Origin of the sequence: uncultured Amaricoccus sp., from assembly GCF_937858865.1 — a bacterium.
GTDB lineage: Bacteria > Pseudomonadota > Alphaproteobacteria > Rhodobacterales > Rhodobacteraceae > Amaricoccus.
On the sequence record NZ_CALLYO010000376.1, the window covers coordinates 1 to 15,918 of the forward strand.

At 69.9% G+C, this 15,918-nt stretch carries 14 protein-coding genes; 5 read left to right on the forward strand and 9 right to left on the reverse strand.

Going from position 1 to position 15,918, the window contains the following annotated elements; genetic code table 11:
• Positions 1-184: 184 nt before the first annotated feature.
• Entirely contained in the window at positions 185-967 is a 783-nt protein-coding gene (locus Q0112_RS10795; RefSeq protein WP_297975064.1) for an SDR family NAD(P)-dependent oxidoreductase, read from the reverse strand.
• A gap of 14 nt (positions 968-981) precedes the next feature.
• Positions 982-1,668, reverse strand: coding sequence for a D-lyxose/D-mannose family sugar isomerase (locus tag Q0112_RS10800; protein WP_297975065.1), 687 nt, complete (start codon positions 1,666-1,668; stop codon positions 982-984).
• Between the two features lie 253 nt (positions 1,669-1,921).
• Between Q0112_RS10800 and Q0112_RS10805 the strand changes: the two genes are divergently transcribed.
• From Q0112_RS10805 to Q0112_RS10815, 3 genes are read left to right on the forward strand one after another with little or no spacing between them, the layout of a single operon-like run.
• Positions 1,922-2,434 carry a TRAP transporter small permease subunit gene (locus Q0112_RS10805; RefSeq protein WP_297975067.1) on the forward strand — a complete coding sequence of 171 codons (513 nt, stop codon included), beginning with the start codon at positions 1,922-1,924 and terminating at the stop codon, positions 2,432-2,434.
• Complete coding sequence (locus tag Q0112_RS10810; RefSeq protein WP_297975069.1) at positions 2,431-3,753, forward strand: TRAP transporter large permease subunit; 1,323 nt, start codon at positions 2,431-2,433, stop codon at positions 3,751-3,753. The genes Q0112_RS10805 and Q0112_RS10810 overlap by 4 nt, the downstream gene beginning before the upstream one ends.
• 22 nt (positions 3,754-3,775) lie before the next feature.
• A complete protein-coding gene (locus Q0112_RS10815) occupies positions 3,776-4,822 on the forward strand; it encodes a TRAP transporter substrate-binding protein (RefSeq protein ID WP_297975071.1) in 1,047 nt (348 codons plus the stop codon).
• Positions 4,823-4,910: 88 nt separating this feature from the next.
• On the opposite strand, the gene Q0112_RS10820 is transcribed toward Q0112_RS10815, so the two are convergent.
• Positions 4,911-6,467 (reverse strand): CYTH and CHAD domain-containing protein, encoded by a 1,557-nt coding sequence (locus Q0112_RS10820; protein ID WP_297975074.1) that lies wholly within the window; start codon positions 6,465-6,467, stop codon positions 4,911-4,913.
• Between the two features lie 252 nt (positions 6,468-6,719).
• On the opposite strand from Q0112_RS10820, the gene Q0112_RS10825 reads away from it, so the two are divergent.
• Positions 6,720-7,235, forward strand: a complete 516-nt coding sequence (locus Q0112_RS10825; RefSeq protein ID WP_297975076.1) for a hypothetical protein — start codon at positions 6,720-6,722, stop codon at positions 7,233-7,235.
• Positions 7,236-7,237: 2 nt separating this feature from the next.
• Here the strand turns inward: Q0112_RS10825 and Q0112_RS10830 are convergent, their stop codons facing one another.
• The 6 genes from Q0112_RS10830 to Q0112_RS10855 form a co-directional block, all read right to left on the reverse strand.
• A complete protein-coding gene (locus Q0112_RS10830) occupies positions 7,238-7,741 on the reverse strand; it encodes an ion channel (RefSeq protein ID WP_297975079.1) in 504 nt (167 codons plus the stop codon).
• A gap of 139 nt (positions 7,742-7,880) precedes the next feature.
• Entirely contained in the window at positions 7,881-8,171 is a 291-nt protein-coding gene (locus Q0112_RS10835; protein WP_297975082.1) for an HU family DNA-binding protein, read from the reverse strand.
• A gap of 181 nt (positions 8,172-8,352) precedes the next feature.
• Positions 8,353-9,852 (reverse strand): AMP nucleosidase, encoded by a 1,500-nt coding sequence (locus tag Q0112_RS10840; protein WP_297975084.1) that lies wholly within the window; start codon positions 9,850-9,852, stop codon positions 8,353-8,355.
• The gene (locus Q0112_RS10845) at positions 9,849-11,654 is read right to left on the reverse strand and encodes an adenine deaminase (protein WP_297975090.1); all 1,806 of its coding nucleotides are present in this window, start codon (positions 11,652-11,654) and stop codon (positions 9,849-9,851) included. Before Q0112_RS10845 ends, Q0112_RS10840 begins: the two co-directional genes overlap by 4 nt.
• A 188-nt stretch (positions 11,655-11,842) precedes the next feature.
• Positions 11,843-13,180: an ammonium transporter gene (locus tag Q0112_RS10850; RefSeq protein ID WP_297975085.1), complete on the reverse strand. Its 1,338-nt coding sequence runs from the start codon at positions 13,178-13,180 to the stop codon at positions 11,843-11,845.
• A 37-nt stretch (positions 13,181-13,217) separates the two neighbouring features.
• Entirely contained in the window at positions 13,218-13,556 is a 339-nt protein-coding gene (locus tag Q0112_RS10855; RefSeq protein ID WP_297975086.1) for a P-II family nitrogen regulator, read from the reverse strand.
• Positions 13,557-13,859: 303 nt separating this feature from the next.
• Between Q0112_RS10855 and Q0112_RS10860 the strand changes: the two genes are divergently transcribed.
• Complete coding sequence (locus Q0112_RS10860) at positions 13,860-15,860, forward strand: transglycosylase domain-containing protein (protein WP_297975088.1); 2,001 nt, start codon at positions 13,860-13,862, stop codon at positions 15,858-15,860.
• Positions 15,861-15,918: the final 58 nt, after the last annotated feature.

A 15,918-nucleotide genomic window follows, 5' to 3' on the forward strand; every position in this document is an offset into this window, starting at 1 on the left:
AGCTCTCCCGTCCTCCGATCCGCACCCCGCATCGTGATCCCGTCCGCTGCCACTCACTCCTGCACCGACGGAATCACGCCACACACCCGCGAACAAGCGCGGACTTCTTCAGCAGCCTGCTAGGGAGCCCCGGGTTGCCGCGCCGCAGGCGGCCGGCGGTCCGGCGACAGGCCGAAATGCCGGGCTAGACTCCGAGCTGCGCCCCGAGCCCGCCGTCGACCGGGAAGTCGGCCCCGATGCAGAAGCCCGACTCGGGCCCGACCAGGAAGGCGACCATGGCGGCCACCTCCTCCGGCGTCCCGACGCGCCCGATGGCGTGCGCCGCGCCGAAGGCCTTCAGCGTCTCCTCCGGGTCCCCGCCCGGCGGCGTCATCTCGCGCGCGGCGAATTCCAGCAGCGGCGTGCGGATCGAGCCGGGGGAGACCGAGTTGACGCGGACGTTGTCGCGCGCGGCATCGACCGCCATCGCCCGGGTGAAGGCGTGGATCGCGCCCTTGCTTGTGGCGTAGGCGAGCACGTTGTTCTGGTTCTGATGCCCCTGTACCGAGGCGATGTTGACGATAGCGGCCGTCTCCCGCGCCTTGAGCAGCGGATAGAGGAAATGCGCCATCATGTAGTAGCCGGTCAGGTTCACCGTCAGCGTGCGGTGCCAGTCGGCCGGCGCCGTCGTCTCGATCGTGCCGTAGGTCTGGATGCCGGCGCAGTTCACCAGCGCGTCGAGCCCCGCGACCTCGCCCGCGAGCCGCCGGGCGAGCCCCGCCACGGCCGCCTCGTCCGACACGTCGATCTCGACGACCTCGATCGGCCGGCCCGCGTTCCGCTCCCGGGCCGCCGCATTGTCCCCGGGGCTGACGCCACAGAGGAGGACGCCGTAGCCGTCCCGGAGCAGCCGCTCCGCCACCGCGAGCCCGATCCCTGCGCTGCCCGTGACCACCGCCAGCCGGCCCTGTTCCGTCCAGTCCGCCATCCTCTCCTCCCCGCTCAGGCGAACCACTTCGGATAATCCGAGACGAGCAGGTGCAGCGGCGCCTCGTCCTCCTCGATCTCGGCGAAGCGGCCGACCGGATCGGCGAAGATATTGTCGGTCAGGTCGTTGTTGACCGTCGAGACCTCGCCCACCAGCACGTCGCCCTCCTCGCCCCAGAAGGCGTGCCAGTTGCCCGGCCTCAGCGTCACGCTCTCGCCCGGCCGGAGCCGCAGGATGGCCCCGGCCGCCTGCCGGCGCAGCACCCCGTCCGTCGCCACCTCGACCTCGCTCTCCTCGTCGACCTTGCCCTCGGCGTCGGAGTCGAAGAGCTTCAGCGCCAGCACGCCGCCGCCGCGGTTGATGATGTCTTCGGCCTTGACGATGTGCCGGTGCAGCGGCGTGACCTGCCCCTGGCGCGAGATCATGATCTTCTCAGCGTAGCACATGCCGCCGCCCCGCCGCAGGTCCTCCTCCGAGCCATTGCGCATGGTGAAGAGGAAGAGCCCGGTCTCCGCGAACCGCTCCTGGCCGAAGTCGGTGATGTCCCAGCCGAGCCGCGCGCCGACGATGCCGCCGATCTCCGCGCGGCGGGCGCGCATCTCCTCCGGCGACCAGTAGGCAAAGGGCGGCAGGCGGAAGCCGAACGAGCGGATGAAGTCGTCCCCCGCCCGGATGATGTCGTTGATCTCCGACCGTTTCACGCGCCGTTCTCCCGCTCTTCCGTCCCTGCCGACCAGTTAGCACCGCCCTCCTCGCGATGCCATGCAAACCATCCCGAGCAGGCCCCGACGGCCCGCTCAACCCACGGCGGGCGCCCGGGCGTCCGAGGCCGGAAACCGCTTGACTGGCCGGGATCTTGCGCGAAGATCACCCGGCACGACCCAGGAAAACCGGCCTTGGACAAGCAGTTGCCCCACCGCGGACAAGCGCCCGCCGACCCGAGGTCGGTGCCGGGTGCCTAGAGCCATCCTTCTCTACGTCCGCTGGGTCGGGCGGATCAGCGCCTTCTTCGGACACATCGCGATGTACCTCGTCTTCGCGATGATCGGCGTCCTGCTCTGGTCGGCCTTCATGCGCACCGGCTTCAACCGGCCGCCGCTCTGGTCGGTCGAGATGTCGCAGTTCCTGCTCGCCGCCTACTACATCCTCGGCGGCGGCTACACGCTGCAGCTCGACAGCCACGTCCGCATGGACCTGCTCTACTCGCGCTGGACCCCGCGCAAGCGCGCCTTCGCCGACACGATCACCTCGCTCTGCCTGATCACCTACCTCGTCGTGATGCTCTGGGGCGGGGTCTCCTCGACCCAGTACGCGCTCGAGTACGGCCAGCGCGCGGCGACGAGCTGGCGCCCCTACATGGCGCCGATCAAGATCATCATGACCTTCGGCATCTTCCTCATGCTGCTGCAGACCGTCGCCTTCTTCTTCCGCGACCTGGCCCGCGTCAGGGGCCGCGAGATCGAATGAGCCCGAGCGCCGTCGCCATCACCATGTTCGCGGCGATGCTGGTGCTGCTCCTGAGCGGCCAGCGCGTCTTCGGCGCCATCGGCTTCGTCGGCGTGGCGGGCGCGCTGCTGCTCTGGGGCACCGGCGGCCAGGAGCTGCCGTTCAACCAGGCCATCACGGTGATGAACTGGTACCCGCTCCTGACGGTGCCGCTCTTCATCTACATGGGCTACATCTTCTCCGAGAGCGGCATCGCCGACGATCTCTACAGGACCTTCCACGTCTGGTTCGGGCCGGTCCGCGGCGGGCTCGCCATCGGCACCATCGCGCTCATGGTGGTGATCTCGGCGATCAACGGCCTCTCGGTCGCCGGCATGGCGATCGGCGCCACCGTGGCGCTGCCCGAGCTGCTCAAGCGCAACTACGACAAGATCATGGTGACCGGCGTCATCCAGGGCGGCTCGACCCTCGGCATCCTGCTGCCGCCCTCGGTCGTCCTCGTCCTCTACGCCATGATCGCCCGCCAGCCGGTCAGCGAGCTCTGGCTCGCCGGCGTCTTCCCCGGCCTGATGATGGCGGGCGTCTTCATCCTCTACATCTACATCCGCTGCCTGCTGCAGCCCGAGCTCGGCCCGACGCTGCCCGAGGAGGAGCGCAACGTGCCGCTGGCCGAGAAGCTCAGGCTGCTGCGCGCGGGCATCCTGCCCTTCGTCATCTTCTTCGCGATGACCGGCCTCTTCCTCATGGGCGTCACCAACCTCACCGAGTCGAGCGGGGTCGGCGCGCTCGCCGCCACCCTCGCCGCCTGGTGGCGCGGGCGGCTGACCTGGAAGATGCTGCACGAGGTGGCGCGCATGACGCTCTCGATCAGCGCGATGTTCCTCTGGATCATCCTCGCCGCCCTCTGCTTCAGCGCCGTCTTCGACGGGCTCGGCGCCGGCCGGGCGCTCGCCCGGCTCTTCGTCGAGGGCTGGGGGCTCGGACCGTGGGAGATCCTGCTGATGATGCAGCTCTCCTTCATCATCATGGGGATGTTCCTCGACGACACCGCGATGCTGGTGATCGTCGCCCCGCTCTACGTGCCGCTCGTCATCCAGCTCGGCTTCAACCCGGTCTGGTACGGCGTGCTCTACACCATCACCTGCCAGATCGCCTACATAACGCCACCCTTCGGCTACAACCTCTTCCTGATGCGGGCGATGGCACCGCCCGAGATCACGCTCCCCGACATCTACCGCTCGATCATCCCCTTCACCCTCTTGATGATTCTCTGCCTCGGGCTGATCATCGTCTTCCCCCAGATCGCGCTCTGGCTGCCGGAGAACTTCGACCTTCGCTGATAACAAAACAGGGAGAACGACCATGACTAACCGACGCGGTTTCCTGAAGCAGGCGAGCCTAGCCGGCGCGGGCGCCATCGGCGCCTCGACGCTGGCCGCGCCCTACGTGAAGGCGCAGGCGCCGATCAAGTGGCGGCTGCAGACCTACGCCGGCGCGCCGCTCGGCGCCTACGTGATCCAGCCCTCGATCGAGGCCTTCAACAAGGCGGCGAACGGCGAGATGGAGATCGAGCTCTACTTCGCCGACCAGCTGGTGCCGCAGGGCGAGCTCTTCCGCGCCGTGCAGCAGGGCACGCTCGACGCGGCGCAGTCGGACGACGACTCGATGGGCTCGCCGGCCGACGTCGCGGTCTTCGGCGCCTACTTCCCCTTCGCCACCCTCTTCAGCCTCGACGTGCCGGCGCTCTTCGAGAACTACGGGCTGAAGGAGATCTGGCAGGAGGCCTATGCCGACACCGGCGTCACCTGGCTCGGCTCGGGCGCCTGGGACCCCTGCAACCTTGGGACCACGGTGCCGGTCAAGAGCCTCGCCGACCTGCAGGGCAAGCGCATCTTCACCTTCCCGACCGCCGGCCGTTTCCTGACCCAGTTCGGCGTCGTTCCGGTCACCCTGCCCTGGGAGGATGTCGAGGTCGCGATGCAGACCGGCGAGCTCGACGGCATCTGGTGGTGCGGCGCCACCGAGATCCACTCGGTCGGCTGGTCGAACGTGATGAAGTACTATCTGACCAACAACATCAATGGCGCCTGGATCGGATCCTACTTCGCCAACGCCGAGCGCTGGGCCGAGGTGCCGGAGCACCTGAAGACGCTCTTCCAGCTCTGCATGGACAGCTCGAACTACTACCGGCAGCACTGGTACTGGTGGGGCGAGGCGCACTACCGCACCAGCGGCAAGCTCGAGCTCACCTCGATCCCGGCCGAGGAATGGGCGACCGTGCAGCAGGCGGCGCAGACCTTCTGGGACGGGGTCGCCCAGGAGAGCGAGCGTAAGGCCAAGGTAGTGCAGATCTTCAAGGACTATACCGCCATCATGGAAAAGGCGGGCCCGCCCTACCGCAACGCCTGAAGCGTGACCGCTTGCGCGACCGGCATCGAAAGGGTCGCGCCCTCCCCATCCGCCCCGCCCGAGGCCCTGCCTCGGGCAGCGCCCGCCCTCAGCGCCAGAACGGCCGCGTGTCGGCCAGCCGGTCCCAATGCTCGAAGAGCCGGGGCCGGTCATCACCCACCTGCACGGCCAGCGCGCCGAGGGTCCAGCCGACCGCCCGCTGCGCCGCGGGATCGGCCGCTCCCGGCGCCTCCGGCCCGGTCAGCGCCTCGCCCGCCATTACCGCGTCGTTCAGGCTGCCGAAGCTGTCCTGCAGCTCCTTGAGCGCCCGCAGATAGTCCCGCGCCCGCCCACCGCCGTAGAGCGGCGCGAACATGTCGACCGTATAGCGCAGCTTCTTCAGCTCCTTGCGCAGCTGGTGCAGCCCGGCCGCATCCAGCTCGCGGATCCTGCGCCCGAGCTTCATCGCCCGCCGGTGGCGGCGGGCGAGGAGCCCCGGCGCCACCTCGCCGATCGGCGCGGCCAGCCGCGCGGTCTGCGAATAGTCCGAGGCGACGAGCCAGCCGCGCCCCTCGATGAAGGCGCCGAGATCGAAGAGGAAGGCCGTCGCCTCGGGGCCGGCCAGCGCCGTCCGCACCTTTTCGCGCACCCGGTCGCGCCGCGCCTCGAGCGCGGCGTCGAGCGCCCCGCGCGCCGCCGGGTCGAGGCCGAGGCGCGCGGCGCCCGCCACCACCTCGCTCATCAGCACGTCGGCATCGCGCAGGTCCCCCACCACCCGGCCCATCTCCTTCGCCGTCGCGGCGAGCGGTGCCATCGCCGCCTTGCCGAGGCTCGGCCCGAAGGCGGCGAAGGCGGTCCTGAGCCGGCGGAGGCCGACGCGAAGCTGGTGCGGGCCCTCGATGGCGGCGCTGTCGGCGACGACCGCGAAATTCACCGCGATCTGCCCGAGGCAGTCGCGGAAGACGTCCCGCGCCGCCGTCTCGACCGTCGCCTCCGGCCCGAAGCGCGGCGTGCCGGCGCCGCGCGGCCGCTGCGGCGCGTCCGCCCCGCCCGTCTCCGCCAGGCGGTAGCCGCGCGCCGCCTTGTTCTCGGTGGCGAAGCGCACCGGGCCGGTCGGGAACAATTCCCGCGCCACGGCATAGACCGCCGCGACCTCCCCCGAGACCAGTTCGAGCTCGGCCTCGCGGATCGGCGCGCGCGCCTCGCCGGCGACGATCTCGCCCTCGTCGATGGCGAGCTCGACCTCGCCGCCGCCCGGCGCCGCCAGGCGCTCGACCACCCGCTTCACCCGCGTCTCGAAGACCGGCGCCAGCGCCGCGCCCTCCGCCGCCTCGCGCACCGCCGCGAGCGCCCCGTCGGGGTCGGGCCCCTCCAGCACCAGCCGCCTGCGCGCGACCGGGAACTCGCGCTCGAGATGCGAGAAGAGCCCCCCTTCCGCCTGGCTCCCGGTCCGCCGCTTGATCGTCTCGACCCAGCGCCGACCGATCCGCCGCAGCCGCAGCGAGATGCCCGCCGCGGCCAGCCGGTGGTCGGCCGTGTCGTGGTAGATCGACACGAGGCTCTCGGTCCGGCGCTCCGCGCGCCGCAGCCCGGCGAGCGCCGGCAGCCCGTCGAGCCGCGCCCGATCGGCCTCCTCCAGCCGGATCTTGAGCTCCGTCTCGGTCATGCCGCGCTGCAAGGCCTTTGGACTGCCACCATTTTCATGCTACCTTCATGAAAGGAACCACAGCCGGCCCAGGGAGGATGAACGACTTCTGCCAGGCTTCCGGACGGTCTGCCGCTCGGCCGCGGAACTCCGCCCGATCAGGAATGGTTAAGGAGTGGCGTCTATCGTCGCAAGGTGGATGTACCGACGTGAGGTGAAGATGGTCGCGCGCGCCACATGGGGCACGCAGGCCCCCGCAGGGACCAGGGCACGATGAACTCGGCAACCCTGGGCATCGCCGCCGATTTCGTGAAGACCGGCATCGAGAAGGCCGGCATCCCGCTCAGTGCCACGCTCGAGGCCTATCTCTCCCTCACCTTCGCGCGCTTCATCGGCGGGTCGATCAACGTCGATCTCCTCACCATCCGCGTCGCCCAGGCGCTCGACGCCGGCGCCCCGCGCGGCGTCATCCGCGGCCTCGCCGACGAATGCCTGATCGCCTGCGCCTTCTTCGAGCGCCGGCTCCGCCGCAGCGGCACCGTCCGCCACTACGTCGGCCTCGGCCAGACGAGCTACGACGCCGCCCGCCTCACCGAGCAGGCCTACGGCTTCGTGCACATGCGCGACGTCATGGCCAGCGCCGCCGCCACCGACGAGGAGCACGAGGACGCCCGGGTGCTCGTCGACCGCGCCCGCGCCGGCAGCCAGACCGCCCGCAACGAGCTCGCCGTCCAGAACGTCGTCGTCGGTCCCTGGGGCAACGGCCGTCCCGGCCTCCTCTGGCGCTGAGCTCAGTCCGGGTCGGATCGCTCCTCCCGGCCGAGCTCCGCCCCCGCGCGGTCGAGCTTGCCGAACTCGGTCATCACGCTCACCAGCACCCCCGCCGTCCAGCTGAAGGTGAAGAGCCCCGACATGGCGATGATCGGCCCGATCAGCCGCCAGGGATCGGGCAGCGTCACGTCCCCCGCCCCGAGGGTGGTGTAGCTCTGCAGCACGAAGAAGTAACTGTCGCGCATCGCCGGGATCATCCCCGCGCCGCTGATCGGGATGGCCCAGATCAGCGTCTCGGCGAAATGGGTGAGCGAGAGCGCCGCGATGGTGACCCCGAGCAGCAGGTTCGCCCGCCAGTGCGGCCCGCCCGCCGTCACCCCGACCCAGCTCCGGTTGAACCGGCGGGTGATGACCCGGAGCGCCGCGCCATGCACGAAGATGATGACGACGAGCCCGATCATGCCGACGAGGATCTCGACGAGCGGCCCCGGCGCGGCCACCGTGATCTCCGCTATCCCGTCCAAGCGCCACCTCGCGGTCCCCGGCGCGAAGGACCCTGGAATCCGGCGCGGCCCTTGTCAACGCGCCGGTGTCAACGCGCCGGCAGACGGAAACAGGCCGCGCCGCCCGCGGCCCGTTCCTTCGCGAAGGCCCCGCGGGGCCTCAGGCGTTGATGACGTCCTTGAGCTGCTTGGCGATCGTCACCTTGGCGACGCGGTCGGCCGGCTTCTTCATCTGCTCGCCGGTCGAGGGATTGCGCACCATCCGCTCCGGGCGGGCGCGGCAGGCGAACTTGCCGAGGCCGGGCAGCGTGACCGCCCCGCCCTGGGAAACCTCGCGGGTCACCACCTCGGTCAGCGCCTCCAGCGCGCGATTGGCGCTCGCCTTGTCCAGAGAGGCGCTCTCGGCGATCGCGGCGACCAGCTGCGTCTTCGTCATCGGCTTCTGTGTCATCAAGCGTTTCCTGGTTATGCGGATGAGAATGGCAAGGCGGGGACCCGCCCCGGGCACTTAAGCCACTCGCCGCGGGAAACTCAATCGCCGATTGTCGCCGCACCCCATGATTTATTGGGGTTCAGCGCAATCACGGAGCGAGTGTTGCATGAAAGTTTCGCCATTCGCGGGCGCCCTCCCCTCACAGGAAGGCGGTCTCGTCGAAGCTCCGGAGCTTGCGCGAATGCAGCTTCTCGAGCGGCATGTCGCGCAGCGCCTCCATCGCCCGGATGCCGATCCTGAGGTGCTGCGCCACCTGCCGCTTGTAGAAATCGGTCGCCATCCCCGGCAGCTTCAGCTCGCCGTGCAGCGGCTTGTCCGAGACGCAGAGCAGCGTCCCGTAGGGCACGCGGAAGCGGAATCCGTTCGCCGCGATCGTCGCGCTCTCCATGTCGAGCGCGATCGCCCGCGCCTGGCTGAGCCGCGCCACCGGCCCGCGGGTATCGACCAGCTCCCAGTTGCGGTTGTCGATCGTCGCCACCGTCCCGGTCCGCATGATCTTCTTCAGCTCGTAGCCGGCCAGCCCCGTCACCTCGGCCACCGCGTTCTCCAGCGCGACCTGAACCTCGGCGAGCGGCGGGATCGGCACCCAGACCGGCAGGTCGTCGTCGAGCACATGGTCCTCGCGCATGTAGGCATGCGCCAGCACATAGTCGCCGAGCGACTGCGAGTTCCTCAGCCCGGCGCAATGGCCGACCATCAGCCAGACGTGCGGCCGCAGCACCGCGATATGGTCGGTGATCGTCTTGGCGTTCGAGGGACCGATACCGATGTTCACCATCGAGATCCCCGAGTTGCGCGGCCGGATCAGGTGGAAGGCCGGCATCTGCGGCAGCCGCCCGGCGAACTCCATCGCCTCGCCGGCCCGGCCGACCACGGTGTTGCCCGGCCCGACGAAGGCCTCGTAGCCCGACCCCGGATCGGCCAGCGCCCGCCGGGCGAACTCCACGAACTCGTCCATGTAGAACTGGTAGTTGGTGAAGACGACGTGGTTCTGGAAATGCGTCGCGCTCGTCGCGGTATAATGCGCGAGCCGCGCCAGCGAATAGTCGATGCGCTGCGCGGTGAAGGGCGCGAGCGGCCGCGCCCCCGACGGCGAGGCCCAGGCGGTCCCGTTGACGATATGGTCGTCGGTGGTGTTGAGGTCGGGCACGTCGAAGATGTCGCGCAGCGGCCGGTGCAGAGCCTCCTCGATCGACCCCTCGACATGCGCGTCCTCGCCCATGGCGAAATGCAGCGGGATGGGCGTGTCCGAGGTCCCGACCCGGATCGGCATCCCGTGGTTCTGGATCAGCAGCCCGAGCTGCTGGATCAGGTAGCCTTCGAAGAGGTCCGGCCGGGTGATCGTCGTCTCGTAGACCCCGGGCTCGGTCACATGCCCGAACGAGAGCCGCGAGTCGACCTTGGCGAAGCTCGCCGTGGTCAGGCTCACCTGCGGATAGAAGGCGCGATAGCGCCCCTCGGGCGGCCGCCCGCGCATCACCGCCGCGAAATGCCGCCGCAGAAACCCGGTCGCCGCCCGATAGCGCTTCTGCAGGTCGGCGACCGCCGCCTCCGCCTCGTTGAAGAGCTCGTCCGGCGCCTGCGGCGGCGAGACGAGCGGCAGCTCGGCGAGGGGCGAAGGGTGCCGCGTGCCGCTCATGCCGGCACGAAGGGTGAGGTCAGCTCGAACCTCTCCACGTCGACGAGGCCGAGATCGGAGATGCGCAGCGCCGGGATGACCACGAGCGCGAGCAGCGAATGCTGCATGTAGGCGTTGTTGAGCCGGCAGCCGCAGGCCGCCATCGCCGCCACCATCGCCTCGGCGTCCTTCGCCACCTCCTCGGCCGGCGCATCCGACATGAGCCCGGCGATCGGCAGCCGAACCAGCGCGAGCTCCCTGCCCTCGCGCCAGACCGTCACCCCGCCGCCCACCTCGCCCAGCCGGTTCGCGGCCAGCGCCATGTCCGCCTTAGAGGTGCCGACGACGATCATGTGATGGCTGTCGTGCGCCACCGTCGAGGCCACGGCGCAGGGCACGTCGTAGCCGAAGCCGGAGACGAAGCCGTTGACCACGCCGCCCGTGCCCCGGTGCCGCTCGACGAGCGCGATCTGGCAGACGTCCGCGGCCGGATCCATCGCCACGAGCCCGCCGTCGACCCCCAGGTCCGCCTCGAGCGCCCGTGTCGGCGCCTGGTTCTCGACCACGCCGATCACTCGCGCCCGTACCCGGTTCGCCCCCTCGGGTGCCGCGACGTCGAAATCTTCTGCCGCCAGCCGCCGCCCCATGCGCACTGTCCGCCGCGCCGAATCCGGCCAGCGGAAGTCGGGCAGCGGCGCGAGGCAGCGCCCGCCCTCCGCCACGATCTCGCCGCGGGCGATCACCGTCTCGATCGGCAGCGTGCGGAGATCCGAGGTCAGGATGCAGTCGGCCCGCCGCCCCGGCGCGATCGAGCCGAGCTCGCGCTCCAGCCCGAAGTGCGTCGCGGTGTTGATCGTCGCCATCTGCAGCGCGACGAGCGGGTCGAGGCCGCAGTCGATCGCATGCCGCACCACCCGGTCCATGTGCCCCTCGTTGACCAGCGTGCCGGAATGGCAATCGTCGGTGCAGAGGATGAAGCCCCGCGGATCGAGCCCCTTCTCCGTCACGGCGGTGATCTGAGCCTTCACGTCGTACCAGGCCGACCCGAGCCGCAGCATCGCCCGCATCCCCTGGCGCACCCGCGCGATGGCGTCCTCCTCGCGCGTGCCCTCGTGATCGTCCGCCGGCCCGCCGGCGGCATAGGCCGGGAAATCGGTGAGGTCCGGGCTCGCATAGTGCCCGCCCACCACCTTGCCGGCGGCTTGCGTCGCCGCGATCTCGCCGAGCATCTTCGCATCCCCCGCGACGACGCCGGGATAGTTCATCATCTCCCCGAGCCCGACGATCCCCGGCCAGCCCATCGCCTCGGCCACGTCCTCGGGCCCGATCTCCGCCCCCGGCGTCTCCAGCCCCGGCGCCGACGGCGCGCAGGAGGGCATCTCGACGAAGACGTTGATCGGCTGCGCCATCGCCTCGTCGTGCATCAGCCGCACGCCTTCGAGGCCGAGCACGTTCGCCACCTCGTGCGGGTCGGTGAACATGCTGGTCGTACCGTGCGGCATCACCGCGCGAGCGAACTGGCTGACCACCAGCATCCCCGACTCGACGTGCATATGCCCGTCGCAGAGCCCCGGGATCAGGTAGCGCCCGCCGGCGTCGATCACCCGCGTCCGCGGCCCGATGACGGCCGAGGCGTCCGGCCCGCAGGCGGCGAAGCGCCCGGCCTTGACCGCGATGTCGGCGCCCTCGATCACCTCGCGCGAGTGCACGTTGACCCAGGCGCAGTTCCTGACGACGAGATCGGCCGGCGCCCGCCCGGCGGCCACCGCCACCAGCTCCGCCCCGACCTCGGCCCACGACCGCACGTTCTGCCCGTTCTCCATGCGCGCCATGCTCTCACCGCCCCGCCGCCCGCTTCAAGCGGTATTTTCCGCAAGGCCGCCCGTTAACGATTATGCCAAAGGTGGTTAACGTCAGGGAGATTTTATTATAAAATCAATGCGTTACCGAGTTGTCGCACTGTGCGACCCCGTGCGACGGCGGCCCCCGCGGGGGCCGCCGTCCCTCTCCATCAGTAGACGTAGGCCCTTTCGCCATGCTCGGCCAGATCGAGCCCCTCGCGCTCGGTCTCCGGCGCGACCCGGAGGCCGACGACCATGTCGACGAGCTTGTAGAGGACGAGCGAGGCGACCCCGCACCAGAGGATGGTGACGCCGACCGCCTTCACCTGGGTCACGACCTGCGCCCCCATCGTCACCCCCTCGGCATAGCCGACGCCGCCCAGCCCCGCCGAGGCGAGGAAGCCCGTGCCCACCGCCCCGACGATGCCGCCGATGCCGTGGATGCCGAAGACGTCGAGGCTGTCGTCATAGCCGAAGCGCTCCTTCACCACCTGCACGAAGAAGTAGCAGCAGGCCGCCGCGACCAGCCCGAGCACGATCGCCCCGAGCGGCCCGACGAAGCCCGCCGCCGGCGTCACCGCCACCAGCCCCGCGATCATCCCCGAGGCGGCGCCGAGCATCGACGCCTTGCCGCGCATCACCGCCTCGATCCCGGCCCAGCCGAGCACCGCCCCGGCGGTCGCTACCAGCGTGTTGACCATCGCCAGCGCCGCGCCGCCGCCGGCCGAGAGCGCCGAGCCGGCGTTGAAGCCGAACCAGCCCACCCAGAGGATCGACGCCCCGACCATGGTCAGCGTCATCGAATGCGGCGGCATGATCTCCTTGCGGAACCCGATCCGCGGCCCGACGAGAAGCGCGCCGACCAGCGCCGCGATGCCGGCATTGATATGCACGACCGTGCCGCCGGCGAAATCCATCGCCCCCCAGCCGAAGTAGAGCCCGCTCGCGTCCCAGGCCATGTGGGCTACGGGGAAGTAGACGAAGGTGACCCACAGCAGCACGAAGAGGATCACCGCCCCGAACCGCATCCGCTCCGCGAAGCCCCCGACGATGAGCGCCGGCGTGATGCAGGCGAAGGTCATCTGGAAGGCGACGAAGACGAGCTCGGGGATCGTGCCTGCCTCCGAGTCCGGCGTGACCCCGGCGAGGAAGGCCTTGCCGAACCCGCCCCAGAAGGCGCTCTCCGAGCCCCCGAACGACATCGAGTAGCCGTAGAGCACGTAGAGCACCATCACCATCGAGGTGATGATCGTGCACTGCATCAGCACCGACAGCATGTTCTTCGACCGCACCAGCCCGCCGTAGAAGAGCGCGAGCCCGGGCAGGATCATGAAGAGCACCAGCAGCGTCGAGGTCAGCATCCAGGCGGTATCCCCCGCGCTGATGCCGGAGACGACCTCCGCCACCACCTCGGCCGGCGCCTCGGTCTCTTCCTGCGCCATGGCCGGGACGGCGGCAACGGCCCCAGCCGCCGCGGCGAGCCAGGTCAGCTTGTCGAACAGTCTCATCACGTGTCTTCCTCGCATCATGTTCCTGGGGTGGCCGTCACAGGGCGTCGTCGCCCGTCTCGCCGGTGCGGACCCGGAGGGCCTGCTCGACCGAGAGGACGAAGATCTTGCCGTCGCCGATCTTGCCGGTCTTGGAGGTGGCCGCGATCGTCTCCACCGCCTGCGCCGCGATCGCGTCGGGCACCACCAGCTCGAGCCTGACCTTCGGCACGAAGTTCACGACGTACTCGGCGCCGCGGTAGATCTCGGTGTGGCCGGACTGCCGCCCGTAGCCCTTCACCTCCGACACCATCAAGCCCTGGACCCCGAGAGCGGTCAGCGCCTCGCGCACCTCCTCGAGCTTGAACGGCTTGATCACGGCGATGATCAATTTCATGGGGGCCTCGTCTCCTGCTTTCTCGCGACGCGAGCCGCGTCAAGGAGGACCAAGCACATTTCGTGCCAAGTGGCCGGAGATCAGCCAACATACTGGATGCAGTGAATAATCTTGAGGTCGATCACCTGGATTGCTAACTGTATGCCTAATTTTTGATCTTGCACTGCCACACAACCGCTCACTGCCTGAAAAGGTGGCAGATCACGACTTCCGGCTCGCGCTTTCCAGGCGGCATCATGATCTGGCGGTCGGGCGGGAATCCGCGTAGTGTTCACGAAAATCGAGAGCAGAACGAACAAGGGCATGGCCCAGGCAGGCAAGCGAAAGAGAAAGCCCCGTCCGGGCCTCATCCGGCGTACCCTCCGCGGCTTCGTGGGAGGCGCGCTGCGCGTCATCTGGTGGATCGGGATCCGCACCGCCGTGCTGGCGGCCGCCGTGCTGGCGGTGGCGACCGCCTACTATGCGAGCCGGATCCCCGATATCGACGAATTGCTCGACCCGCGCGAAGGGGGCTCGGTCACGCTGCTCGACGCCTCGGGGGAGACCTTCGCCTGGCGCGGCCAGCAGCTCGGGATCACCACCGCCGAGCGGGTGTCGCCGCATCTCGTCAACGCCGTCATCGCCACCGAGGACCGGCGGTTCTACTGGCATTTCGGCATCGACGTGCAGGGGACGCTGCGGGCGCTTCTGGTGAACCTGAAGGCCGGGCAGACGGTGCAGGGGGGATCCTCGATCACCCAGCAGGTGGCGAAGCTCGTCTGGTTCGACAATACCCGCACGCTGGAGCGGAAGATCAAGGAGGTCCCGGCGGCGCTGGCGCTGGAGTGGAAGTTCTCCAAGAACGAGATCCTGTCGATCTACCTCAACCGCGCCTACCTCGGCAGCGGGGCGACCGGCTTCGAGGCGGCGGCGGAACGGTATTTCGGCAAGACGGCGGCCGAGGTGAACCCGGCCGAGGCGGCGATGCTGGCCGGGCTCCTGCGCGCGCCCTCGCGCTTCGCGCCGACCGGCGATCTGGCGCGGGCACAGAGCCGGGCGACGACCATAGTCGGGCTGATGGAGGAGCAGGGCTATCTGACCAAGGCGCAGGCGGAGGCGGCGCGGCAACATCCAGCAGTGCTGTCGGCGGCGGCGGCGGCGCGGGCGGGCGGGTCCTTCGCCGACTGGGTGATGTCGAGCGGACCGGAGTTCCTGACCCGCAAGACCACCGAGGACGTCGAGGTGCTGACCACCTTCGACCCGCGCATCCAGCGTGCGGCGGAAGCAGGGATGGCCTCGGTCTTCGGGAGCAAGCTCAAGGCGGGGTCGAACGTGCAGGCGGCGGTGGTCGTCATGTCGCCCGACGGGGCGGTCCGGGCGATGATCGGCGGCAGGGACTTCGGCGCCGGCGAGGGGCAGTTCAACCGGGCGACCCAGGCGCGGCGGCAGACCGGCTCGCTCTTCAAGCCCTTCGTCTTCGCGGCAGCGCTGCAGGCCGGCGCGAGCCCCTATGATAGGGTGCTCGACGCGCCGCTCTCGCTCTACATCCCCGGCTCGGGGGAGTGGACGCCGGAGAACTACACCCGCGGGCAGTACCGCGGGGAGATCACGCTGACCCAGGCGCTGGCGCATTCGATCAATACCGCGACCGTGCGGCTCTCGGAGGCGACCGGGCGGGAGCGGGTCAGGGCGATCGCGCAGGACTTCGGGCTCGGCGGGCCGATGGCCGAGGGGCCGGCGCTGGCGCTCGGGGTCTCGGAAGCGACGCTGCTCGAGATGACCGGCGCCTATGGCGGCTTCCTGAACCAGGGGGTCCGGGTCACGCCCTACGGGCTGACCGAGCTCCGCCGCAAGTCGGACGGCACCCCGCTGATGCGCGGGGGCCCGGGCCAGCGGGTGCGGGTGATCGACGAGCGGGCGGCGGGCGAGCTCATCTGGATGATGCGGCAGGTGGTGGAGGGCGGCACCGGCACGCGGGCGCAGCTTCCCGGCGGGCGACCGGCGGCCGGCAAGACCGGCACCACCCAGGCGGCGCGCGACGCCTGGTTCGTCGGCTTCACCGCCGACTATGTCACCGGGGTCTGGATGGGTTACGACGACAACACGCCGCTGACCGGAACCACCGGCGGCGGCCTGCCGGCGGAGGTCTGGGGCGAAATCATGGCGCGGATCGAGGACGGTCTGCCGGTCTCGCCGCTGCCCGAGCGCGCGCCCGTCCCGCCGGTCGCGGCGGCGCCGGCCGTCCCGGCTCAGGTCGAGAGCGTCCAGGCCGCGGTCCGCAACGCGGTGCAGAGCGTCATTCAGGGCCTCTTCGGGCGCAACTGAAAGGGCGCCTCGGAGGATTTCGCACGCGAAACTATACTTAACCCCTTGGGGCCAAAGG